The organism is Chromobacterium phragmitis, from assembly GCF_003325475.1.
In the GTDB taxonomy this organism is placed as follows: domain Bacteria; phylum Pseudomonadota; class Gammaproteobacteria; order Burkholderiales; family Chromobacteriaceae; genus Chromobacterium; species Chromobacterium phragmitis.
The window spans coordinates 3,306,283-3,329,181 of the sequence record NZ_CP029495.1 but is presented as its reverse complement, the minus strand read 5'-3'; the positions used below and the strand labels follow the sequence as shown (position 1 = coordinate 3,329,181).

The 22,899-nt window shown below is 65.2% G+C and carries 25 protein-coding genes and 1 pseudogene; 13 read left to right on the top strand and 13 right to left on the bottom strand.

The genetic code is table 11. From position 1 onward, the window contains the following. Positions 1-2: 2 nt before the first annotated feature. From DK842_RS15770 to flgB, 4 genes are read right to left on the bottom strand one after another with little or no spacing between them, the layout of a single operon-like run. Entirely contained in the window at positions 3-1,184 is a 1,182-nt protein-coding gene (locus tag DK842_RS15770; protein WP_114062296.1) for a flagellar hook protein FlgE, read from the bottom strand. Between the two features lie 18 nt (positions 1,185-1,202). Then, positions 1,203-1,868 carry a flagellar hook capping FlgD N-terminal domain-containing protein gene (locus tag DK842_RS15765; protein ID WP_114062295.1) on the bottom strand — a complete coding sequence of 222 codons (666 nt, stop codon included), beginning with the start codon at positions 1,866-1,868 and terminating at the stop codon, positions 1,203-1,205. Then, complete coding sequence (gene flgC / locus DK842_RS15760; protein WP_114062294.1) at positions 1,865-2,269, bottom strand: flagellar basal body rod protein FlgC; 405 nt, start codon at positions 2,267-2,269, stop codon at positions 1,865-1,867. The genes DK842_RS15765 and flgC overlap by 4 nt, the downstream gene beginning before the upstream one ends. Positions 2,270-2,272: 3 nt before the next feature. Continuing rightward, positions 2,273-2,626, bottom strand: a complete 354-nt coding sequence (gene flgB / locus DK842_RS15755; RefSeq protein WP_011135253.1) for a flagellar basal body rod protein FlgB — start codon at positions 2,624-2,626, stop codon at positions 2,273-2,275. A 130-nt stretch (positions 2,627-2,756) separates the two neighbouring features. Here flgB and flgA point away from each other — a divergent pair, with 130 nt between their 5' ends. The 3 genes and pseudogenes from flgA to DK842_RS24265 all read left to right on the top strand — a co-directional run bounded on the left by flgA (position 2,757) and on the right by DK842_RS24265 (position 4,936). Next, positions 2,757-3,461 (top strand): flagellar basal body P-ring formation chaperone FlgA, encoded by a 705-nt coding sequence (flgA, locus tag DK842_RS15750; RefSeq protein ID WP_114062293.1) that lies wholly within the window; start codon positions 2,757-2,759, stop codon positions 3,459-3,461. Positions 3,462-3,610: 149 nt separating this feature from the next. Beyond that, positions 3,611-4,375: pseudogene (locus DK842_RS24270) on the top strand (PAS domain-containing protein); the annotation flags it as partial. A 12-nt stretch (positions 4,376-4,387) separates the two neighbouring features. Then, positions 4,388-4,936 carry a methyl-accepting chemotaxis protein gene (locus tag DK842_RS24265; RefSeq protein WP_406850483.1) on the top strand — a complete coding sequence of 183 codons (549 nt, stop codon included), beginning with the start codon at positions 4,388-4,390 and terminating at the stop codon, positions 4,934-4,936. Between the two features lie 72 nt (positions 4,937-5,008). Here DK842_RS24265 and DK842_RS15740 read toward each other — a convergent pair whose 3' ends face one another. From DK842_RS15740 to DK842_RS15705, 8 genes are all read right to left on the bottom strand, one after another. After that, positions 5,009-6,205: a tryptophan--tRNA ligase gene (locus DK842_RS15740; protein WP_114063765.1), complete on the bottom strand. Its 1,197-nt coding sequence runs from the start codon at positions 6,203-6,205 to the stop codon at positions 5,009-5,011. A 73-nt stretch (positions 6,206-6,278) separates the two neighbouring features. After that, positions 6,279-6,920 carry a site-2 protease family protein gene (locus tag DK842_RS15735; protein ID WP_114062291.1) on the bottom strand — a complete coding sequence of 214 codons (642 nt, stop codon included), beginning with the start codon at positions 6,918-6,920 and terminating at the stop codon, positions 6,279-6,281. Positions 6,921-6,981: 61 nt separating this feature from the next. Then, positions 6,982-7,623 carry a site-2 protease family protein gene (locus tag DK842_RS15730; protein WP_114062290.1) on the bottom strand — a complete coding sequence of 214 codons (642 nt, stop codon included), beginning with the start codon at positions 7,621-7,623 and terminating at the stop codon, positions 6,982-6,984. A 25-nt stretch (positions 7,624-7,648) separates the two neighbouring features. Then, the gene (locus tag DK842_RS15725; RefSeq protein ID WP_114062289.1) at positions 7,649-8,272 is read right to left on the bottom strand and encodes an L-threonylcarbamoyladenylate synthase; all 624 of its coding nucleotides are present in this window, start codon (positions 8,270-8,272) and stop codon (positions 7,649-7,651) included. Between the two features lie 18 nt (positions 8,273-8,290). After that, positions 8,291-9,148 carry a 3',5'-nucleoside bisphosphate phosphatase gene (locus DK842_RS15720; RefSeq protein WP_114062288.1) on the bottom strand — a complete coding sequence of 286 codons (858 nt, stop codon included), beginning with the start codon at positions 9,146-9,148 and terminating at the stop codon, positions 8,291-8,293. Further along, on the bottom strand, positions 9,141-9,329 hold the full coding sequence (locus tag DK842_RS15715; protein WP_114062287.1) for an oxidoreductase-like domain-containing protein: 189 nt from the start codon (positions 9,327-9,329) through the stop codon (positions 9,141-9,143). Before DK842_RS15715 ends, DK842_RS15720 begins: the two co-directional genes overlap by 8 nt. 1 nt (position 9,330) lies before the next feature. Beyond that, on the bottom strand, positions 9,331-9,546 hold the full coding sequence (locus DK842_RS15710; protein ID WP_114062286.1) for an RNA-binding S4 domain-containing protein: 216 nt from the start codon (positions 9,544-9,546) through the stop codon (positions 9,331-9,333). Positions 9,547-9,753: 207 nt separating this feature from the next. Further along, entirely contained in the window at positions 9,754-10,308 is a 555-nt protein-coding gene (locus DK842_RS15705; protein ID WP_114062285.1) for an AAA family ATPase, read from the bottom strand. 185 nt (positions 10,309-10,493) lie between these two features. Here DK842_RS15705 and DK842_RS15700 point away from each other — a divergent pair, with 185 nt between their 5' ends. The 3 genes from DK842_RS15700 to DK842_RS15690 are packed head-to-tail and all read left to right on the top strand — an operon-like array spanning position 10,494 to position 13,544. Continuing rightward, positions 10,494-11,021: a DUF3302 domain-containing protein gene (locus tag DK842_RS15700; protein ID WP_198414558.1), complete on the top strand. Its 528-nt coding sequence runs from the start codon at positions 10,494-10,496 to the stop codon at positions 11,019-11,021. After that, positions 11,014-12,165, top strand: coding sequence for an HlyD family secretion protein (locus DK842_RS15695; RefSeq protein ID WP_114062283.1), 1,152 nt, complete (start codon positions 11,014-11,016; stop codon positions 12,163-12,165). Before DK842_RS15700 ends, DK842_RS15695 begins: the two co-directional genes overlap by 8 nt. A gap of 11 nt (positions 12,166-12,176) precedes the next feature. Next, complete coding sequence (locus DK842_RS15690; protein WP_168194899.1) at positions 12,177-13,544, top strand: efflux transporter outer membrane subunit; 1,368 nt, start codon at positions 12,177-12,179, stop codon at positions 13,542-13,544. A gap of 532 nt (positions 13,545-14,076) precedes the next feature. Here the strand turns inward: DK842_RS15690 and DK842_RS15685 are convergent. Further along, complete coding sequence (locus DK842_RS15685) at positions 14,077-15,072, bottom strand: asparaginase (RefSeq protein WP_114062281.1); 996 nt, start codon at positions 15,070-15,072, stop codon at positions 14,077-14,079. A 774-nt stretch (positions 15,073-15,846) separates the two neighbouring features. Here DK842_RS15685 and hcnA point away from each other — a divergent pair. From hcnA to DK842_RS15650, 7 genes are all read left to right on the top strand, one after another. Continuing rightward, positions 15,847-16,158 (top strand): cyanide-forming glycine dehydrogenase subunit HcnA, encoded by a 312-nt coding sequence (gene hcnA, locus DK842_RS15680; RefSeq protein WP_114062280.1) that lies wholly within the window; start codon positions 15,847-15,849, stop codon positions 16,156-16,158. Next, positions 16,155-17,564 (top strand): FAD/NAD(P)-dependent oxidoreductase, encoded by a 1,410-nt coding sequence (locus tag DK842_RS15675; protein ID WP_114062279.1) that lies wholly within the window; start codon positions 16,155-16,157, stop codon positions 17,562-17,564. Before hcnA ends, DK842_RS15675 begins: the two co-directional genes overlap by 4 nt. A gap of 1 nt (position 17,565) precedes the next feature. After that, a complete protein-coding gene (gene hcnC, locus DK842_RS15670; RefSeq protein ID WP_114062278.1) occupies positions 17,566-18,825 on the top strand; it encodes a cyanide-forming glycine dehydrogenase subunit HcnC in 1,260 nt (419 codons plus the stop codon). A 184-nt stretch (positions 18,826-19,009) separates the two neighbouring features. Beyond that, the gene (locus tag DK842_RS15665) at positions 19,010-20,107 is read left to right on the top strand and encodes an ABC transporter substrate-binding protein (RefSeq protein ID WP_232538501.1); all 1,098 of its coding nucleotides are present in this window, start codon (positions 19,010-19,012) and stop codon (positions 20,105-20,107) included. Between the two features lie 63 nt (positions 20,108-20,170). Next, positions 20,171-21,082, top strand: coding sequence for an ABC transporter permease (locus DK842_RS15660; RefSeq protein ID WP_114062276.1), 912 nt, complete (start codon positions 20,171-20,173; stop codon positions 21,080-21,082). After that, positions 21,079-21,879: an ABC transporter permease gene (locus DK842_RS15655; protein WP_114062275.1), complete on the top strand. Its 801-nt coding sequence runs from the start codon at positions 21,079-21,081 to the stop codon at positions 21,877-21,879. The genes DK842_RS15660 and DK842_RS15655 overlap by 4 nt, the downstream gene beginning before the upstream one ends. 13 nt (positions 21,880-21,892) lie before the next feature. Then, a complete protein-coding gene (locus DK842_RS15650; RefSeq protein ID WP_114062274.1) occupies positions 21,893-22,897 on the top strand; it encodes an ABC transporter ATP-binding protein in 1,005 nt (334 codons plus the stop codon). Positions 22,898-22,899: the final 2 nt, after the last annotated feature.

Below are 22,899 nucleotides of genomic sequence, written 5' to 3'. Positions count from 1 at the left end.
CCTTACACCGCCTGCATCAGCGCCTGCATCACCTGATTCTCGGTGGAGATCACCTTGGTGTTGGCCTGGTAGTTGCGCTGCGCGGTCATCAGGGTCACCAGCTCCGAGGTGACGTCGACGTTTGACTGTTCCAGCGAGCTGGAAACCAGCTTGCCGGCCATATTGCTGCCCGCCGGCGACAACAGCGCCGGACCGGACTCCGAAGACTCCTGCCAGCTGGTCTGCGACGTGGCGGTCAGCGCGCCCTGATTGGCGAAGTTGGCGATGGCCAGCCGCGCCACCACCTGCTTTTGATCGTTGCTGTAGCTGACGATGACTTCGCCGTTCTCGCCCAGGCTGACGCCGGTGCGCGCGCCCGGCGGATAGCCGTTGGCCGCGTTGCGGACGGTGCTGGGCTCGCCGGCGAACTGGGTGGTGCCGCTGTAGTCCAGCGACACTTTCAGCGCGTCGGCGCCGGCCGGCGCGCCCAGGTCCAGGCTCACCGCACCCGAGGGCTGCGTCATCTTGCCGGCGGTGTCGAACTTGAGATCGGTGGTGGCGGCCAGCATCTTGTCGTCCAGCTGGTAGTGGACGGTGATGGTGCTGTCGGCGCTCTTGCAGAAGTACTGGGTCAGGTTGTGCTTGTTGCCCAGGGAGTCGTACACGGTGGACACCGTGGAATGGTTGAAGCTTTTCGACACGCCCTTGTCGAACGCCACCGTCTGCACCGCCCAGCCTGCCGACATGTTGCCGGCGTACTTCAGCTGGTCGCTGGGTTTGGCCGGGATGTTGCCGGTCGGGATCTGGATGTCGCCCAGGCCGCCCAGCGCCCCGTCCTCGGATTGGGCATAGCCCTGCACCCGCCCCTTGTTGACGTCGATCAGATAACCATCCTTGTCGGTATCGAAAATGCCCACCCGGCTGTAGCTCACTGCGCCGGCGGGGCTGCGCGACACGTAGAAGCCGCGGCCGTCGATGGCGGCGTCCAGCGCGCGGCCGGTGTTGACCAGGCCGCCGTTGCGTCCGATGTTCTGGCTGTTGGGGTTGGCGTTGACGCCCATCGCCTGGCTGCCCGCATAGGCAGAAGCGAAAGTCACCCGGCCGGACTTGAAGCCGTAGGTGCCGGAGTTGGCGATGTTGTCGCTGACGCTGCCCAGCTGGTTGTTGACGGCGTTGATGCCGGAAAGGGCGATCTCGAAGCTCATGGTTATCTCCGGGGTGTCTTAAGCGGAAAGCAGGGCGGATATGGAAGAGGCGGGGAAGTCGCCGAGACCGGCCAGACTCAACACCGGCTCGCCGCCGTTGACCGGCAGGCGCACGCCGCTGACATCGGCCTTCAATTCGAACAGGCCTTTATCGCCGGACGCGGTGGACAGTTCCAGCTGGTAATTGCCGGCGGCCAGGCCATGGTCGGCAAGCTTGATCTTGAAGTCGGAGCCGCCCGCCGCGCGCTTGCCCAGCTCGATGCGGGTGCGCTTGCCGGCGTCGTCGATCAGGGTCAGCGCGACGCTGCCCTCCTCGCCGGCCAGCGTCACGCGGCCGTTCAACTCGCCCTGGCCATCGCTGCGGATGCGGTCGGTCTGCACCAGCACCGGCTTGCCCACCTGCGCGCCCAGCGCCACGCCCTGCAGCTCGCGCATCATCGCGCCCTGGCTCTGGAATTGCTTGAGCATCTCCTGCGTGCTCTGCATCTGGCTCATCTGCGCCAGCTGGCTGACGAACTGCGAGGGGTCGGCCGGATCCAGCGGACTCTGGTTGCGGATTTGCGCCAGCAGCAAGGTCATGAACATGTCGTTGGTTGGCTGGGCGCCGTTCTTCGCCACGTTCTGCGCGCCGCCCTGTTGATTGCCGGCGCTGAACTGCCGCGCCTGCGATTGCTCCACGCTCATGCGGTATCTCCCAGTTTCAGCAGGTCTTGCTGCATGGTTTTCACTTTGGCCAGCACCTCGACATTGGTTTGGAAGGCGCGGGTCGCGGACAGCATGTCGGTCATCTCTTCCACCGCGTTGACATTGCTGTAGAAAACGTTGCCATCGGCGTCGGCCAGCGGATTGCCCGGCTCGTGCGCCTTGCGCACCGGCTCCTGGTTCTGCACCACGTCCAGCACCTGCACGCCCATGCCCTCGCCCTGCATCTGGCTGCTGAACACCGGCTTGCGGCCGCGGTAGGCGGCCTGCTCGGTGCCGGCCGAGGTGTCGGCGTTGGCGATATTGCTGGCCACGGTATTGAGTCGCACCGTCTGCGCAGTCATGGCGGAACCGGCGATGCGCGAGATGTCGCGGAATGACATGGTTTATTGCCCCGCTATCACTTTGGCCAGCCCATGCAGCTTCATGTTGATGAAGGTGAGGCTGGTCTGGAATTCGGAAACGTTCTGGGAGAACTCGGCCTGCTCGACGCTGAGCTCGACGGTATTGCCGTCCCGCGAAGGATGATTGGGAAGACGGTAAAGCAGGTCGCCGCCGCCATCGTCGAATGCCAACGGCGAATCGGCGGCCGCCGAAGCCAGCGCCGCCTTGAAATCGATGTCACGCGCCTGATAACCCGGGGTGTTCTCATTGGCGATGTTCGACGCCAGCACCCGGGTCCGATCCGCCCGCAGCCGCAAGGCCTCGGGATGGATGCTCAGGGCCTTGTCCAGATGCATGCCCATTGCCTTGACCCTATCAGTTCACTACCATGTTCAAGCTATTTGCTAGGAATAGCTATTCAATTGGAAAGCGATACTAATAAGCGCACTGGCCACCGTATACGCAACAATTACCAAACACTTTCTAATGGCAATGTTCAGCAAAAACCGTTATGCGGCCGCAGCTTGGCTGCTGGCCAGCCTCTCCTCGACCGCCGCCCACGCCGCCCCCTCCGCCCCGCAGGCGGTGGAAGCGCAAGCCGACAAACTGATCCGCCAGCGACTGGCCGACGCCGGCCTCGAGCAGCCAGACATCAAACTGCAGTCGCTGCCGCCTCGCGACCTGCCCTCCGCCTGCGCCGCCCCCTGGCTGGCCGAGGCCAGCGACAGCCGAGCCTTCAGCCGCATGCGTTTCGACATCGCCTGCCCGGCCAGCGGCTGGCGCGGCGTCTTCATCGTCCGCGCCGCCGTCAGCGCCCGGGTGGCGGTGGCCGCGCGCGACCTGCCCTCCGGCGCCGCGCTGTCCGCCGAGGATATAAGCTGGGCCCGGCGCCCGGTAACCGACTCCGCCGACCTGTTCGGCTCTTCCGCGCCGCCGATCGGCCTGGCACCGCGAGGCGCGATTCGCCAAGATCAAGCGCTGCGGCGCCGGCAACTGCAGCCGCCTCAATGGGTGAAGCGCGGCGACATCGTCAATATCACGATCCGTCAGAACGGCATCGAGGTCAGCAACGCCGGAGAGGCGCTGGCCAACGGCCGCGAAGGAGAGACCATACGCGTCCGCAGCCCTGCCAGCGGCAAGATCCTCCGCGCCCGCGTCAGCGCCGAGGGCGAAGTCACCCCGCTGGAGTGATGCCTCCCGGCAAGGCCGCGCTGCTGTTCGCGACAAAATACTACGTAGAAATACCTGCGATGTATTAACCTTCAACGTAAGGTTTTCATAATAGAATCCGCCCCAAAACAGACAGCCCGCACCCAACCCGATAGCGCCGGAGATGCATCATGGTCTTTTTCAACCGCAAACTCGCCGACGAACTGGAACAAGCCAAGCGGCAGCTGCGCCAGGCCCGCAGCCAGCTGGAAGCCATCGAACGCTCGATGGCGGTGATCGAGTTCTCCCCCAGCGGCGACATCCTGCACGCCAACGACAATTTCCTGCGCGCGATGGGCTACCGGGCTGAAGAAATCCAGGGCAAACACCATCAGATGTTCTGCCCGGAAAGCCATGCGAACAGCCCCGCGTACCGCGACTTCTGGCAGAAGCTGGGCCGGGGAGAGTTCCAGTCCGGCCGCTTTCTGCGGCTGCGCAAGGATGGCTCCGACATCTGGCTGGAAGCCAGTTACTCTCCGATCCTCGACGAACAGGGCCGCGTGACCGGCGTGGTCAAGATCGCCAGCGACATCACCCAGCAAGTCCGCGACGAAGAAGACAGCCGAGCGCTGCGCCAGGCGATAGACCACTCGATGGCGCGCATCGAATTCGATCTGGACGGCAACATCCTGGACGCCAACGAAAACTTCCTGAAAGTCTTCGGATATCTGCCGGGCGAGATCGCCGGACGGCATCACCGCATGCTGTGCGAAGACAGCTACGCGCAAAGTCCGGAATACGGCCAGCTGTGGCAGCAGCTGCGGCAAGGCCGCTTTCTGGAAGGCCAATTCCGGCGGATGCGCAAGAACGGCGAGGCCGTCTGGCTGCAAGCCACCTACAACCCGGTGCTGGACCCCAACGGCAAGCCCGTGCGGGTGGTGAAGTTCGCCAGCGACATCAGCGACCAGATGAGCCGCCTGCGCCAGCAGGCGGAAAACGCGCAATCGGCGGTGCACGCCTCGGAAAACACCGAGCAGCTGTCGATACAGGGCAGCTCGGTGCTGGAGCAGGCCACCACCGAGATCAATCGCGTCGCCGGCAGCGTGGAAACCTCATCCTCCATTCTGTCCAAGCTGGGCGACAGTTCCAAGCAAATTGGCAGCATCGTCAGCACCATCAGCGACATCGCCGACCAGACCAATCTGCTGGCGCTGAACGCCGCCATCGAAGCGGCGCGCGCCGGCGAGATGGGCCGGGGCTTCGCCGTGGTGGCCGACGAGGTGCGCAAACTGGCCGAACGCACCAGCCAGTCCACCGGCGAGATTTCCGGCATCGTCAAGAGCATACAGGACGATTCGATATCGGCGATCGAGGCGATGCAGCAGATGCAAACGCTGGCCAGCAACAGCTTGCAGCTGGCCGACCAGGCCCGCGACGCGATCCAGGAAATCCGCAGCGGCGCCCGCGACGTGGTGCTGGTGGTGAAAGAAGTGTCGGAGCTGCTGCAACAAAGCTGAGCCCCAAGCAAGAAGCAAAAAAGGCCGGGCGCTGGAAACAGCGGCCGGCCTTCTCTCTTGGACAGCCTACTGTCAGTAGCCCAAACCCAGCGCCGCGCGCACGTCGCCCATCGTCTCGCGCGCCACTTTCTCGGCGCGGGCATTGCCGTCGGCGAGGATTTCGGACACCAGCTTCGGATTGCTCAGGTATTTCTCCGCGCGCTCGAACATCGGCTGCTGCTCGCGCACCACGGCGTCGATCACCGGCTGCTTGCAGTCAAGACAGCCGATGCCGGCGGTGGTACAGCCCGCCTTCACCCACTCCTTGGTCTCGCCGTCGCTGTACACCTCGTGCAGCTGCCACACCGGGCACTTGGACGGCGTGCCCGGATCGGTGCGGCGCACGCGGGCCGGATCGGTCGGCATGCCGCGGATCTTCTTGCTCACCGTCTCCGGCGCTTCGCGCATGGTGATGGTGTTGCCGTAGGACTTGGACATCTTCTGGCCGTCCAGGCCGGGCATCTTGGAGGCGGCGGTCAGCTTGGCCTCGCACTCGGGCAGGATGGTCTTGCCCTTGTTCTCCAGCCAGCCGTGCAGCCGCTCGCGGTCGGCCGCGCCCAGATTCTGGCTGGCGGCCAGGATGTCGCGCGCCTTCGCCAGCGCTTCGCCGTCGCCGTTTTGCAGATAGGCGGTGCGCAAGCGATCGAAATCCTTGCCGGCCTTGCCTATCTTCTTGACCGCGGCGCGGGCCAATTCTTCGAAATTGGGCTCGCGGCCGAACATGTGGTTGAAGCGGCGCGCTACTTCGCGGGTCAGCTCGATGTGCGGCACCTGGTCCTCGCCCACCGGCACCAGCCCGGCCTTGTACACCAGAATGTCGGCAGCCTGCAGCAGCGGGTAGCCGAGAAAGCCGTAGGTGGCCAGGTCCTTGTGGCTCAGCTTCTCCATCTGGTCCTTGTAGGTCGGCACCCGCTCCAGCCAGCCCAACGGCGTCACCATCGACAGCGCCAGGTGCAATTCGGCATGCTGCGGCACCTTGGACTGGACGAAAACGGTGGATTTTTCCGGATCGACGCCGGAAGCCAGCCAGTCGATCACCATCTCGTTGATGGACTTGCCGATGATGGACACATCGTCGAAATTGGTGGTCAGCGCGTGCCAGTCGGCCACCATGAAGAAGCATTCATGACTGTGTTGCAACTCCACCCAGTTTCGGATCACGCCGTGGTAATGGCCCAGATGCAGGCTGCCGGTGGGGCGCATGCCGGAAAGAATGCGGTTGGCGGACATATTGTTATGCTCACGATTGCGCGGGAAATAAAAAGCCGCCGGCACCATCCGGCGGCCAGACCCGCTCAGGGTTCTAGAAAAACAATTCCAGCAGATGATACATCAAGACGTACAAGGGCTGCAGAATGACGCCCAGCAAGCCGCTGGCCACCAGGATGAGCAGCAGCCACATGCCCCAGCTTTCGGTCTGCGCGTAGCGCCAGGCCAGGCCCGGCGGCAGCAGACTATAGAGGATGCGGCCGCCGTCCAGCGGCAGTATCGGCAACAGGTTGAGCAGCATCAGCGAGATGTTGATGCTGATGCCGGCCCGGCTCATCAGCAACAAGGGATCGCGGTAGGCGCCATCCATGCCCAAGCCCAGCTTCAGCAGGACAGCCCAGCCCGCCATCATCGCCAGATTGGCCAGCGGCCCGGCGGCCGCCACCCAGCGCATGTGCTGGCGCGGCTTGCGCAGCGCGTTGAAGTTCACCGGCACCGGCTTGGCCCAGCCGAACACGAAGCTGCCCAGCCAGATGGTGAGCAAGGGCAGCAGCACCGTGCCTATCGGGTCGATGTGCTTGAGAGGATTCAGCGTCATCCGTCCCTGCAGAAAGGCGGTGTCGTCGCCGAAACGTCGCGCCGCGTAGGCATGCGCCGCTTCGTGCAAGGTAATGGCCAACAACACCGGCAACGCGAAAATCGTCGCCTGCCGCACCAGCTGATCGAGATCGAACATCTCCGCGCTCCGCTCGCCGTCATGTTTAGAACATGACAGCCCGGCGCGGTTTTGGCAAATCCTACAGCGCCAGGCTCAGGATCAACATATTGAGCAGCTTGAGCAACGGCATCAACAAGCCGCCCAGCACGCCGCTGAACATCAACAGCAGCAGAATCCAGAAACTGTAGGGCTCCACCTTGGAAAACTGCCAGGCCGCACGCGACGGCAGCAGCGACTGCAGGATGACGCCGCCCGGCAGCGGCGGCAGCGGAATCAGCGTGAAGATCATCAGCGCCACGTTGACCTTGATGCCGATCAGCCCCATCCACTGCATCGGCTCGCGGAAATAGTCCGGCGCGTAGCCGGAGGCGGCGATCGCGCCGGCCCAAAGCAGCGCCATGGCCAGATTGGCCAGCGGGGTGACCAGCGCCACCTTGGCCAGCGCGGTGCGCGGCTTGCGCATCGCGTCAGGATTCAGCTGCAGCGATTTGGGCCAGCCGATGATGAAGCCGCCCATCGCGACGCCTATCATCGGCAGCACGATGGAGCCGATGGGATCGATGTGGGCGAAGGGGCTGAAGGTGCGCCGCCCGGTCATGTAGGCGGTGCGGTCGCCCAAGCGGTCGGCCATGTAGGCCTGGGCGCCGGCGGGCATGGTGATGGCGAACAGCACCGGCAGTATCGATACTGCCAGCGTCTGGATCAAAGAGAGTTCCTGCATGATTTCCTAACAGACAAAATATCAATCAAAAACCGAACGGAGCCAGCGCGCCCTTGCCTTCCCGCACCAGATTCACGCCGTCGGTCATGTCCACCACGGTGGTCGGCTCGGTGCCGCACCAGCCGCCGTCGATGACGGCATCCACCTGATGCTCCAGCCGCTCGCGGATCTCATAGGGATCGGACAAGGGCTCCTCGTCGCCGGGCAGCATCAGGGTACAGGACAATATGGGTTCGCCCAGCTCTTCCAACAAGGCCAGCGTCACTTTGTGGTCCGGCACCCGCAGGCCGATGGTGGCGCGTTTGGGATGCAGCGTGCGGCGCGGCACTTCGCGCGTCGCCTGCAGGATGAAGGTATAGCTGCCGGGGGTAGTGCTCTTCAGCAGCCGGTACTGGCTGTTGTCCACCTTGGCGTAGTTGGCCAGCTCGGACAGGTCATGGCACACCAGCGTCATCAGCCGCTGCTTCAGGTCCACCCCTCGGATCTCCAATATCCGCTCCATCGCGTCCTTGTCGCCCAGCATGCAGCCCAGCGCGTAACAGGAATCGGTGGGATAAGCGACCACCCCGCCCTCGCGCAGGATCTTCACCGCCTCGCGGATCAGCCTGGCCTGGGGATTGTCGGGATGGATCATGAAGAATTGCGCCATGTTATTGTCCTTGTTATGTCAGCCTGCCGGCCGCAGGATGCGCGCTTCCAATTCGCGCCAGATCGGCTTGCAGATGGGCGGCAAGTCCTCGGTGTGGCCGACGTCGCGGCCGCCCTCGCCCGGCGCGTGGAAGTCGCTGCCGCTGCTGGCGTACAGTCCGTGCCGGTCGGCATGCAGCGCGAATTTGTGCATGTCGTCCAGGCTGTGGCTGCCGCTGGCCACCTCGATGCCCTGCCCGCCGGCCTCCTTGAAATCCAGGATCAGCCGCTCGATCAGCGTCCGTCCCATGTCGTAGCGGCCGGGGTGGGCGATCGCCGCCATGCCGCCGGCGCCGACGATCCAGCCTACCGCGTCCGCCAGGCTGGCCCACTCGTGCGCGACATAGCCCGGCTTGCCCGGCGTCAGAAACTTGCGGAACACGGTGCGCACATCCTTGACCGCGCCGCTGTCAACCAGATGGCGGGCGAAATGGGTGCGGCTGATCATTTCCGGATTGTCGCACCAGCGCAGCGCGCCTTCGAAGCAGCCGGCGATGCCGGCCGCGGCCAGCGAGTCGCCCATTTGCCTCGCCCGCTCCAGCCGGCCGTCGCGTATCGAACGCAATCCGGCGGCCAGCGCCGGCTCCGCCGGGTCGATGCCCAGGCCGACGATATGCACGGTATGGCGCCCCCAGCTTACCGACACTTCCACGCCGTTGAGGAAGGGAATGCCGTGGCGCGAAGCCGCCTCCGCCGCTTCCGCCAAGCCGGCGGTGCAGTCGTGGTCGGTCAGCGCCAGCAGCGAGGGCGCGCGCGCGGCGGCGCGGTCTATCACCTCGGTCGGCGTCAGCGCGCCGTCCGAGGTGCGGGAATGAAAATGCAGATCGATGTCAGCCATTGTCGCCTCCCGCGGCCAGCCGCTGCGCCCGGCGCGCCTGCCAGTCGGCCAGCCGCGCGCGGTAGGCGCGCAGCTCCTGCTGGTGGATGTCCAGGATGCACGGCTCGCAGCCGCTGCCGCAGCACATGCCGTCGTCCACCTCGAACGGCGGCTCCGGCATGCCGTCGGCGGGTTTTTCCATGTCAGGCCGCCTCGACCGCGATCGAAAAGCCGTCGCCGCTGACCTGCTGGCCGGCGCGGATCTTGCAGGTCTTGCGCAGCTCCACCTGGCCGTCCACCGACACATTGCCCTCGGCGATGAAATGCTTGGCCGCGCCGCCGGAGTGGCAGACGTTGCAAGCCTTGAGCAGGTCGCACAGCGCGATGTACTCGCCGGAGAGTTGGTAAGTTTCCTTCATGTTTTGCACACTCGTTCTGGACAGGCTTGTGAGCGGACTGTGGACAAGGCCGCCAAGCCATTAATCGGTATCGGTTTTTTCCTGCCGCCTGTTTTTTAGGCAGCCGCGTCGGACTATCCACCCCCGTCGCGTACAATATTGTGGAAGCGCTGTGGACAAGCGCGGCAAGCCGCTGTTTCTCCACGCCATTCCAGAGCTGATTATTTTTTAATCAGCCAGCAGCGGCGACAGGGCCGCCATCGCCCGCGCCAGCCGCGCCTCGCGCGCGCCGGACACCTCCAGCGCCGCGATCCCCTGCCGCTCAAGCTCTCGCCGATTGAGTTCCAGCAGCCAGTCTCGCTGCGTGGGATGGCTGCGCAGCGGGTCCGGCTCCCACGGGATGTCCGGGCACGCCAACACCGTCAACGCGTAATCATGCGGCCGGTACAGCGCCTGCAGCGTTGCCGAGGCGCCGCCATGCGCCACCTCGGCCCAGATCTTGCAGGTCAGCACCGTGGTGTCGCACAGCAATATCCCGGCGCCGCCCTCCGCCGCGAGCGCCTCCGCCCGCAACTGGCCGGCGGCGATGGCTTCGATGTCGCCCATGGTGGAAACATAGTCGCGGCCGGCGTAATAGGCTCGAGAATACTCCTCCACCCAAACCGCCGCGCGCCCCTGGCCGCGCAAGCGGCTGGCCCACTCGCGCGCCAGCGTGCTCTTGCCGCTGGATTCCGGCCCCACTATCGCCACCCGGATCGGCCGGCCGGCTTGCTGCTGCGTCATTGTCGATCCTCGGAACAAGCCCGCCATTATACCCCCGCCAGGCCGCGCCTTCCCTGATTTTCAACGATTTCGCCGCCCAAGCCGTCTGGAAGTTGCCGGAGAATGCAAACAATCTATGATTTGACCATAACACCCATGAAAATCACGGCGCGCCATTTCTACGCGCCCTGGCAAGGGAGGCTCCCATGCGAGTCCTTGGCCCCACATCCGCCATGCTCGCCGCCTGCTGCGGCGCGCTGCTGTCCCAACCGGCCTTGGCCATGCCCGCCGGCATGGAGGAAAAAGTCGCCGACGTGATGGTGTGGGTCGTCGTGCTGCTGGTGCCGGCGGCCGCCATCTACCTGTTCTGGAAAGTGCACGTCTTGCCCGAAGTCTTCGCGGAAAAGCACCACCATCCGCAGAAACGCGCCATCCAGGTGCTGTGCCTGCTGTCGCTGGCTTTCGGCGGCCTGCTGTGGCCGCTTGCCTGGCTGTGGGCCTTCACCAAGCCCACATCCTACAAAGCCGCCTACGGCACCGACAAACATGACGACTTCTTTCTCAAGCCGGATGGCGGGCATGCGGACACGCCGCTGGATCTCGCCATCGTCGACGACGAGATCATGCTGCTGAAGGAAAAGCTGGCCGGCCTGTCGCAGAAGCGCGCGCTGATCGCCTCCAAACAGGCCGCCAGCGCCGCGCCCGCCGGGGACCGGGAGCAGGACCATGCTTGAAATCATCCTCGGCGGCTACGCCTTCCTGGTCTGGCTGATTTTCATCAAGCTCAAGTGGCTGCCTTGGAACATCCAAACCCAGGTCGGCGCCGCCACCGGCGCGCTGGCGCTGGCCGCCAGCATCATTTTCACCATCAATGTGGTGACCCCCTCCTCCAACGACGTGCGCGCCATCAACTACGTGTCGGAAATCGTGCCGCGCGTCTCCGGCACGGTCACCCGGGTAGCGGTGGAAGGCAACGCCCCGGTCAAGAAGGGCGAGGTGCTGCTAGAAATCGACGACACGCCCTACCGCTTGCGGGTCAGGGAGCTGAAAGCCAAGCTGGCTGACGCCACCGCCTCCGCCAAAACGCTGTGGCAGGATCTGGACAGCGCCAAGAGCGGCGCCATCGCCGCGCAGGCGCAGCTGGACCTGATGAAGAAGCGCCTGAGCGAGGCCCAGGCGCTGGCCAGGACCGGGGCCGGCAACCAGTACGACGTCGAAAACTTCCGCGCCGAGGTGAAGAAGGCCGAATCCTCGCTCGCCACCGCGCAAAGCAGCCAGGCCAAAGCGCAAATCCGGCTGGAGGCCAAGGTCGGCCCGGACCTGGCCAGCGTGGCCCAGATCAAAGCCCAGCTTGACGCCGCGCAATACGACCTGGACTCCACCATCATCCTCGCGCCGTCCGACGGCTACGCCGTCAATGTCGCGGTGCGCCCGGGAAATTACCTGGTTTCCATGCCGTTCCGCCCCGCCCTGAGCTTTGTCGAGCAGGAGCAGCGCATCCTGGCCTTCTTCGATCAGAACGAGCTGCGCTACGTGCAGCCCGGCGACAAGGCCGAGATCGCGTTCAAAACGCTGCCCGGCAAATTAGTCTACGCCAAAGTGGAGTCCATCGTCTGGGCCAATGGCCAGGGCCAGCTGCTGCAGTCGGGCCAAGTTCCGAACGCGCCGCCTGAAATGGCCCCGCCGCCGCTGGCGCAGAAATACGCCGTCAGGCTGCTGCCGATGCGGCAAGACGGCGGCGGCCCCATCTTCATCCCGATGGGCGCGCGCGGCGGCGGCGCCGTCTACACCGACAAGCTGGCGCCGCTGCACCTGCTGCGCATGGTGATGATCCGCGCCCAATCGCTGCTCAACTACCTTGTGCTGAAGCTGCACTGATGGGAACGCCGATGAGCAAAGCGCGCCTCCTGCCGCCCCTGGCCGCCAGCCTGTGGCTGATCGGTTGCGCGGTGCCGCCGCCGGACACCCGGGCGCTGGCATTGGAAAACGCGCAGCTGCCGGACAGCTGGCGCGCCGGCCAGGCCGCCGGCCAGTTCGACGCCGACCTGCTTGGCTTTCCCATCGATGGCGAACTGCGGTCCCTGATAGCAGAGGCCCTGCGCTACAACGCCGACCTGCGCCAGTCCGCCGCCAGGATGGAGCAGGCGCAAGCCGCGCTGAAGGCCGCCGGCGGCGCCATGCTGCCCACGGTCGCCATCGGCGGCCAGGCCGGCACCTCCACCCTGCCCACTTCCAGCATGGGCACATCCGGCGCGGGCCTGGTCGCGGCCTGGGAGATCGATCTATGGGGCCGCCTGGCCGCGGAGAGAAGCGCCGCCGGCGCCCGCTGGCAGGCATCGGCGCTCGACCTGGCCTACGCCAGGGAGTCCATCGCCGCCGGCGTGGTCCGCGGCTGGATCGCTCTGGGGGAAAGCGCGAGGCAAGTGGAAATATCGCAACGCATGCTGAGCCTGTCGCAGCAACAGCTGACCCTGGTCGAACACGCCCGCAGCGTGGGACGGGACACCGATCAGGACGTCGCCCTGCAGCAAGCCGCCGTGGAGGCGCAACGCCAGCAGCTGCAAGCCGGCCAACAGGCGCAGCAACAAGCGCGGCGGGCGTTGGAGGCGCTATTGGGGCGCTACCCCGCGGCTCAGCTGGCCGCGGCGGGATGGCCTTCGCTGTCCGACACGCTGCCGGCCGGCATCCCCTCGGAGCTGCTGAGCCGCCGCCCTGACCTGCGCGCCGCGCGGCAACGCTTCGAAGCCGCCTTCTACGGCGCGGAGGCCGCCAAGCGAGCTCGCTTGCCATCTCTCAAGCTGAGCGGCGGCGTCGCCTACCTTGCCGACACCGCCGTCCTGCTCAAGTCCGGGATAGACAATCCGGCATGGGCGGCCACCGGCCAGCTGCTGGCCCCCATTTTCACCGGCGGTCAATTGCAGGCGCAGGTGGAAGCCCAGGACGCCAGGCAACGCGAAACGGTGGCGGCTTACAACCGCGCCGCGCTGAACGCGCTGACCGAGGTGGAGAACGGGCTGGCCGGAGAGCGGCTGCTGCGCCTGCGACAGCAGGCGCTGCAAACGCAAACCGACGCGCTGGCGCGATCGGTCGCCCACGCCCGCCGACAAAAACGGATAGGCAAAATCAGCCAATACCAATTGCTGCAGCAAGAGTTGAATCTCGCCGCCGCGCAAGCCGGCTTGCTGCGCCTGCGCGGCCAGAGGCTGGATAATCGGGTCGCGCTGCACCTGGCGCTAGGCGGCCGTTTCCCGACCTGAGCGCTTCGCCGCGACGCTTGCCAACACCTGCCGGGGACAGCCCTGTGAGCCGGCTGTGGACAACGCGCCCAACGCCTTGAATGGCCAAGCCTTTAGCGAAGCTGACCATTTTTTAAGCATCCACGCATTTTTTCCCCACTGTCGGTGCAGAGTCATGTGGGGCGACTGTGGATAGCGCCGCCAAACTCCTGTACGAAAAGGAAAAATCGACGCCGCCTGTTTTTTAGGCGATTTCGCGCCGCCACGCGCGCCAGCCATCCCCCGCCTCGGTATACAAAGCTGTGCGCGAGATGTGGACAAACGCCGCAAGTGGCTGATTTTCCAAGACAGCCCCATCGCTGACTATTTTTTAAGCAAAAACCATCCATCCACGCCCCGCAGCCATCCACCGTCGGAATCGGCATTTTCCCACATCCGCGGTGCAAAGCCGTGTGGAAGCGTTGTGGACAAGCCATGCAAGTCATTGAGCGGCAAGCATGAAAAAAGGCCGCCCGTTTTTTAGGCAGCCCCCTCTGATTCCGGCAAGCGAAACTCACACAGTCATTTCGCCTCTCAGCGGCAGAACCAGCTGCTTGCGCAGCTCATCGCCGGACATGCCTGCCGACAGCAGCGCCTGCAGCTTGGCCAGCGCCGCCTCAGGCGTCAGGTCCGCGCCCGGCAGCGCGCCGGCGCGGGCCAGCGGCTGGCTGGCGGCGTACGCGCCCACCTCCACCGCGCCGCTGGGCGCCTGGGTCAACGTCAGCACCGGCGCGCCCCGCGCCGCCATCGCGGCAATGCCCTGCAGCAGAGCGGGATCGGCCGGCGCGTTGCCGCTGCCGTAGGCGAGCAGAATGGCGCCATCCAAGCCGCCGTCGCGCAAGATCTGCCCCGCCAGCGCGCTGCCGTGGCCCGGCGTCAACATCAAGGCCGCCAGCTTCAGGTCCTCGCTTATCCGCAACGGCCGCCACTCGCCGTCCGGCTGCAGCCAGCGCTCCTTGCGCCAATGCGCGTGGATGGCGAACTCGGCCAGCGGCTCGGCGTTGGGGCTGTTGAAGCCGGCGAAGCGTTCGACGTCCATCTTACGGGCGCGGCTGCCGCGCAGCAGCAGGCGGTCGAAAGCGACGGCCACTTCATTGAGGTCGGGCTGGCAGGCCGCCTCCAGCGCGTCGGCCAGATTGCTCCAGCCGTCGGAGCGCGGATGCACCAGCGGCAGCTGGGCGCCGGTCAGCACCACCGGCTTGGCCAGTCCGCGCAGCGCGAACGCCAGCACGCCGGCGGTGTAGGCCATGGTGTCGGTGCCGTGGATGACGACGAAACCGTCGTAGTCTTGATAGCGGGAAACCAGCGCGTCCAGGATCTGGTTCCACTGACGCGGCGTCAGCGCGGAAGAGTCGATCAGTTGTTCGAATTCGACGATGTCGAACTCTAGGCCCGGGCGGGCGAAACGCTGCAGCAGGCGCGGCAGCAGGCCCGGCACGGGAGCCAGGCCTTCGGGGGTGTGGTCCATGCCTATGGTACCACCGGTGTAGAGCACCAGGATTCGGCTCATTGCATACTCCATCGCACTTGGTCTGCGAACGATGGTAGCGCAAGCCTCATCCGGCGTCACACGCCGGCGGGGCAGGCGGGGTCCGCGCAAGACGTCTGACACCGCCGCGCCTCATCGATGTGCAGGACGATGTCGCTCTGCAGCGAACACAGGTGGACCGCCCTCGCGGCGGACGGCATCCTGCCGGGCCTCGCTCAGCAGCAGCCTCTTGGCGGAAGCGACCCGCCCGCCGCCAGCCGCGGCGTCAACCGGACGACACCGGCAATCTCCGCTTTTCACCATTCATCTCCTTGATATCCAGGCCAAAACGGCGCAGCCGTCGCTCCTCTGCGATCAGGCTCCCTCCAAATCCGATTGCCGCTTGTCCTCCTCTTCCCGCGCCGACTCCAGTTGGGCAAGCGCTGGTAACGAATGCCTGTCACAGAAACGGCGATTTTGCGCGGCGATGCCGACCGAAAAGAAATCCATGAGGGGAGGGGAATGAAGCGCGCTGATTCTGGATGTATACAGTCGGCAAAAAAGTAACAGACAGATTCGCTGTTTGTCATTTTTATAGAGTTTAGATTCGAAAATTGACATGAGTTAAACAAATGGAAGTTTCATAATGCTAAAACGAACTTTATTTGCAAATGGCATGCCAATTTGCATTTTGTTTTGAAAAGTAAATGATCGTTCCGTGAAAAATCCACGCCGCGATCGCGATCCAGAGCCAAGGCAGGGCTCCGGCTTCGCTGCAAAAAAACTGCCCGTCAGTCAAAACAAGCAAGGTGCACCATGTCCTTACATCGCAGTCACGACATCCAGACATTGCAGGGGCCGACCCTGACCATACACATCAACGACCAACCGGTTGCCGCCGCCAGCGGCGAAACCGTGCTCAGCGTGCTCAGCGCCGTCGGCCTGCGCCAGGTGAGCCGCAATGACAGCAAGCAGGTCGCCGGCTCCTATTGCGGCATGGGCGTATGCCACTGCTGCCTGGTCAAGATAGACGGCCGCCACAAACGCCGCGCCTGCCAGACCGTGGTCCGCCCCGGCATGAAGGTGGAAACCGCCAGCAACCGCATCGACTCGGAGGGCCTGCGATGAACGCCAAGCCCGTGATCGTAGGCGGCGGCCCAGCCGGCATGTCGGCCGCCATGGAGCTCGCCCGCCACGGCGTGGAATGCGTGCTGCTGGACGAAGCCTCCCGCGTCGGCGGCGTGGTATACCGCGGTCCGCTGCGCGAAGGCGTGGTGCTCGACTACCTGGGCGAACGCTACCGCGACAATATGCAGGCGCTGCATCGCGAATTCGAGCAGCACCGCGCCCGCGTCGACATCCGTCTGAACACTCGCATCGTAGGAGGCAGCGACAACGAGTTGTTCGCGCTGTCGCAGGATGACCAGGTCGCGCCCATCCCCTACTCCCAGCTGTTGCTGGCGGCCGGCTGCCATGAGCGCAGCGTGCCCTTTCCGGGCTGGACCACGCCAGGCGTGATCATGCTGGGCGGCCTGCAACTGCAGATCAAGAGCGGCGTGGTCAAGCCGCTGGGCCGCACCGTGCTGGTGGGAACCGGGCCGCTGTTGCCGCTGGTCGCTTGCCAGCTGCACCGCGCCGGCGCCGAGGTGGCGGGCGTCTACGAGGCCAGCGCTTTCGGCCGTCTGGCCAAGGAGGCCATCGCCCTGCTCAACCAGCCGCAGCTGTTCCTGGATGGCCTGAGCATGGTCGCCTACCTGAAGCGCCACGGCATTCCCTTGCACTACGGCTGGGGCGTGGTCGAGGCGCACGGCGAGGCGGAATTGAGCGAGGTGACCGTGGCGCCTTACGACGCCGACTGGAACGCCGACCTGACGCGGACCCGCCGCTTCCCGGCGCAGACGCTGGCCGTCGGCTACGGCTTCATCCCCCGCACCCAGCTGACCCAACAGATGGGCCTGGAGCACCATTACGCCGACGACGGCTTCCTGAAGCCGGCCAGCGACGACTGGCAGCGCAGCAGCCGCGACAACATCCACTTGGCCGGCGACATCGGCGGCCTGCGCGGCGGGGAAGCGGCAATGATCAGCGGCCGCATCGCCGCGCTGTCCATGCTGCTGCAACTGGGCAAGCTGGACGAACGGCAAGCCTTGAGCCAGCGCCAGCGCCTGCTGGACGAGTTGGCCTCCATCCTGCGCTTCCGCAAGGGCATCGACAGTTTCACCCGCCGCGGCCGCGGCCAACTGGCGCTGCCGGCGCGCGACACCGTGATCTGCCGCTGCGAGCACGCCACGCGCCAGGACATCGACACCGCGCTGGAACAGGGCGTCAACGACCTGATCAGCCTGAAAATGCGCACCCGCGTCAGCATGGGCGACTGCCAGGGCAAGATGTGCGTCGGCTATTGCAGCGACCGCCTGCGCGAGCATACCGGCAAGCGCGACGTGGGCTGGATACGCCCGCGTTTCCCGCTGGACCCGCTGCCGTTCTCGGCCTTCTCCGCCATCGACGCCCAACAGACTGAAGAAGAGATTTGACATGAGCAAGCAATACGACATCGTGATCGCCGGCGGCGGCGTGATCGGCGCCTCCTGCGCCTACCAGTTGTCCAAGCGCCGCGATCTGAAGATCGCGCTGATAGACAGCAAGCGCCCCGGCAACGCGTCTCGGGCGTCGGCCGGCGGCCTGTGGGCGATAGGCGAATCGGTGGGCCTGGGCTGCGGCGTGATCTTCTTCCGCATGACCTCGGCCAAGCGCAAGCGCGAAGCCGCCGGCGCCGCCGTCGCGGTGGACGCCAGCACGCCGCACATCCTGCCGCAGTGCTTCTTCGATTTCGCGCTGGCCTCCAACGCCTTGTACCCGACGCTGCACCAGGAGCTGATGGAAAACCACGGCATGGATTTCAAGTTCGAGGAAACCGGACTCAAGTACATCATTTACGACGAGGAAGACCAGCTGTACGCCGAGCACATCGCCGCGCAGATCCCCCATCTGTCCAGCCAAGTGCGCTGGCAGGACCGCGCGCAGCTGCGCGAGAGCGAACCCTTCGTCAGCAGCGAGGCTCAGGGCGCGCTGGAATTCCTGTGCGACCACCAGGTCAGCCCCTTCCGCCTGACCGACGCCTACACCGAGGCGGCGCGGCAGAACGGAGTGGACGTATTCTTCAACGTCAACGTCACCGGCGTCACCCGCCAGGGCAGCCGCGTCACCGGCGTGCGCACCGCCGAGGCCGGCGATTTCTCCTGCCATACGCTGATCAACGCCGGCGGCTCCTGGGCGGCCGAACTGTGCCGCTGGGCCACCGACCGCACCATCCCGGTCAAGCCGGTCAAGGGGCAGATCGTGCTATCGGAGAAAATGCCCAAGCTCTTGCGCGGCTGCATCACCACCAGCGACTGCTACATCGCGCAGAAGGACAACGGCGAAATCCTGATCGGCAGCACCACCGAGGACAAGGGCTACGACACCACCATCACCTATCCGGAAATCAATGGCTTGGTGCAGGGCGCGGTGCGCTGCCTGCCGGAGCTGGCCAACATCAACATCAAGCGTTGCTGGGCCGGCCTGCGTCCCGGCACGCCGGACGAACTGCCGATACTGGGGCCGGAGGACGGCATAGAAGGCTACCTGAACGCTTGCGGCCATTTCCGCACCGGCATCCTCACCTCGGCCATCACCGGCGTGATGCTGAACGGCCTGGTGCGCGGCGAGCCGCTGCCGCTGGACGTCACCCCCTTCCTGGCCAGCCGCTTCTCCAACCGCACTGAAAAGGCGCTGGATTTCGCGCTGCACGCCTGAGCCAACCGAGTTCCTCTCATTGCCGCCAAGCCCCACGGGCTGGCGGCTTTTTTTTTGGACGCCCTAGCCGCATCCGCCAATGAAACCGTCTTGTCATATTAATGACGTTGTTTTGTCATCAATCCCTCATACCATCGCATCAGTTTTTCAATCAATAGGCCACAGGCCGAAATGGGGAGCAATGATGAAGCAAAAATTGGGATGCATCGCCGTCGCCGGCGCCTTGGGACTGATCGCCAACGCCGCTTTCGCCGCCAATCTGGACGCGCTGATCCAAGCCGCCAAGAAAGAAGGCGAACTGAACACCATCGCCCTGCCGCATGACTGGTGCGGCTACGGCAACGTGATCGCCGGCTTCAAGGCCAAGTACGGCATCAAGGTGAACGAGCTGAACCCGGACGCCGGCTCCGCCGACGAGCTGGAAGCCATCAAGGCCAACAAGAACAACAAGGGGCCGCAGGCGCCGGACGTGATCGACGTCGGCCTGTCCTTCGGCCCGCAAGCCAAGGCCCAGGGCCTGCTGCAGCCGTACAAGGTGTCCGCCTGGAAAAGCATTCCCGACAACGTCAAGGACAAGGACGGCTACTGGTACGGCGACTACTACGGCGTGCTGACCTTCCAGGTCAACCGCGACCTGATCAGCAAGGCGCCGGCCGACTGGTCCGACCTCTTGAAGCCGGAATACAAGAACGCGGTGGCCCTGGCCGGCGACCCGCGCGCCGCCAACCAGGCCATCCAGGGCGTATTCGCCGCCGGCCTGTCCCACGCCAAGGGCGATGTGGGCAAGGCCGCCGACGCCGGCCTGAAATTCTTCTCGCAACTGAACAAGAACGGCAACTTCGTGCCGGTGATCGGCAAGGCCGCCTCGCTGGCCCAAGGCACCACCCCCATCATTGTGCGCTGGGACTACAACGCGCTGGCCGACCGCGACACCCTGAAGGGCAACCCCAAGGTCGACGTGATCGTGCCGAAGTCCGGCGTGGTGGCCGGCGTCTACGCCCAGGCCATCAGCGCCTACGCGCCGCACCCGAACGCCGCCAAGCTGTGGATGGAATACCTGTTCTCCGACGAAGGCCAGGTGGCCTGGCTGAAGGGCTACTGCCACCCGATCCGCTTCAATGACCTGACCACCAAGAAGAAGATTCCGGCCGAGCTGCTGAACAAGCTGCCGGATGCCGCCGCCTACAAGAAGGCGGTATTTCCGAGCATTGAGCAACAGGAAAGCTACAAGGCCGGCATCACCAAGCAGTGGGACAGCGTGGTCGGCAGCAATGTGAAGTAACACACTGCGCCTAGCCTCATCTCCGGGCCGCCGCTGGCGGCCCGTTCACCTAGAGAAATACCGATGTCCGCATCCTCAGAATCCATGCCGACGCCCTCTTCCCGCACAGCCAGCCCCCCAAGCGCCGCCCGCGCCTCGCTGCTGTCATGGGTGGGCGTCGCGCCCTTCCTGCTGTTCGCGCTACTGTTCCTGATCCTGCCTACCGCCTTTCTGATGGCCGGGGCCTTCCAGGACGCGCAAGGCCATTTCACGCTGGCCAATATCATCCGCCTGTTCGACGACAATATCCTCAGCGCCTACAAGGTCAGCCTGCAGATCAGCGCCGCCTCCGCCGCGCTGGGCACCGCGCTGGGCCTGCTGCTGGCGCTGGCGGCCATCCGCGGCGGCTTGCCGGCCTGGATACGGCCGACCCTGACCACCTTCTCCGGCGTCGCGTCCAACTTCGCCGGCATTCCGCTGGCCTTCGCCTTCCTGGCCACGCTCGGCCGCATGGGCCTGGTGACCATGCTGCTGCGCAAGTATCTGGATGTCGACCTGTACGCCGGCGGCTTTTCCATCCTCAGCTTCGCCGGCCTGACCCTGACCTATCTGTACTTCCAGATTCCATTGATGGTGCTGATCATCGCACCGGCCGTGGAAGGCCTGAAGGACGAATGGCGCGAAGCCTGCGAGAGCCTGGGCGGCTCCGGCTTCGCCTACTGGCGCCACATCGCGCTGCCGGTATTGTGGCCCAGCCTGGCCGGCGCGGCTCTCTTGCTGTTCGCCAACGCCTTCGGCGCCGTGGCCACCGCTTACGCGCTGACCGGCAGCTCGCTCAATATCGTGACCATCCTGTTGTACGCGCAAATCCACGGCGACGTGCTGCATGACCAGAACCTGGGCTACGCGCTGGCGCTGGGCATGGTGCTGATCACCGGCAGCGCCAACGCCGGTTATATCTGGCTGCGCAAGCGCAGCCACCAGGAGGCCGCATGAAAACCAAAGCCACATCGCGCCTGGGCGCCTGGCTCGCCATCCTGCTGGGCAGCGGCTACTTCCTGCTGCCGCTGATCGCCACCTTCGAGTTCAGCCTGAAAATGAAGCGCGAAGGCTACAGCCTCGAGGCCTACAGGGTGGTGCTGTCCGACCCCGGCTTCCAGGCGAGCTTCGGCTACTCCGCGCTGCTGGCGCTGCTGACCATCGCCGTCGGCATCGTGCTGGTCGTCCCCACCGCCTTCTGGGTGCAGCTGAAGCTGCCCAGGCTGCGTCCGCTGATCGAGTTCATCACCCTGCTGCCGCTGGTGATCCCGGCCATCGTGCTGGTATTCGGCTACCTGCGCCTGTACGGCAGCGCGGGCTGGCTGCCCTTCACCGGCAGCGAGCGCGGCACGGATCTGCTGCTGGTGTTCGGCTACGTGACGCTGGCCCTGCCCTATCTGTACCGCTCGGTGGACACCGGCCTGTCGGCGATAGACGTGCGCTCGCTGACCGAGGCGGCGCAAAGCCTGGGCAGCGGCTGGTTCGACATCCTGCGCCTGGTGATCTTCCCGAATCTGAAAACCGCCATCCTGTCCGGCGCCTTCCTGACCTTCGCCATCGTCATCGGCGAGTTCACGCTGGCCAGCCTGCTGGCCCGCCCGGCCTTCGGACCTTATTTGCAGCTGATCGGCGCCAACCGCGCCTATGAGCCGGCCGCGCTCGCCGTCATCGCCTTCCTGGTCACCTGGGCCGCGATGGGGCTGATGCAAGTAGTCAGCCGCAACCGCGCCGCCTTCGGCGCCGACGAACATTGAAACGGAATTCAACATGGCATTTCTGCAACTCGACCATCTGAACAAGCGCTTCGGCCAGCAGGCCGTGGTCCATGATTTCAATATGCAGGTGGAGGCTGGCGAGTTCGTCACCTTCCTCGGCCCGTCCGGCTGCGGCAAGACCACCGTGCTGCGCATGATCGCCGGCTTCGAAACGCCCAGCGGCGGCGCCATCCGCCTGGCCGGCGACGACATCACCCACCAGTCGCCGCAAAAACGCGGCATCGGCATGGTGTTCCAGAGCTACGCGCTGTTCCCGAACATGAACGTGGCCGACAATATCGCCTTCGGCCTGAAAATGCAGAAGCGCGGTGGCGACGAAATCCGCCGCAAGGTCGGGGAAGTGATCGCCCTGGTGGAGCTGAACGGCCGCGAGAAACACTTCCCGCACCAGTTGTCCGGCGGCCAGCGCCAACGCGTGGCCCTGGCCCGGGCGCTGGTGGTGGAGCCGCGTCTCTTGCTGCTGGACGAGCCCCTGTCCGCGCTGGACGCGCGCATCCGCAAAAACCTGCGCGAGCAGATCCGCGACATCCAGCGCCGCCTGGGCCTGACCACGGTCTTCGTCACCCACGACCAGGAAGAGGCGTTGACTCTGTCCGACCGCATCTTCGTGATGAACCAGGGCAAGGTGGAACAGGAAGGCGCGGCCGAAACCATCTACACCCAACCGGCCACCAAGTTCGTCGCCCGTTTCATGGGCAACTACAACCTGCTGACCGCGCAGCAGAGCCGCGCCCTGCTGGGTCTGGAAATCAACGGCCACCTGGCTATCCGGCCTGAGTCGGTGCAACTGCTGGGCCACGACGACGCATCGGAAGACGCGCTGCCGGCGGTGATCCGCCAGCACCAGCTGCTGGGCAACATCATCCGCTATCAGGTGGAGGCGCAAGGCGCGACGCTGCAAGTGGACCGGCTCAACCGCCATGCGGCCGACCTGTTGCCGGCCGGCGCGCCGGTGCGGCTGCGCTTCGACCGCGACACTCTGCGCGAGGTGCGCTGAAC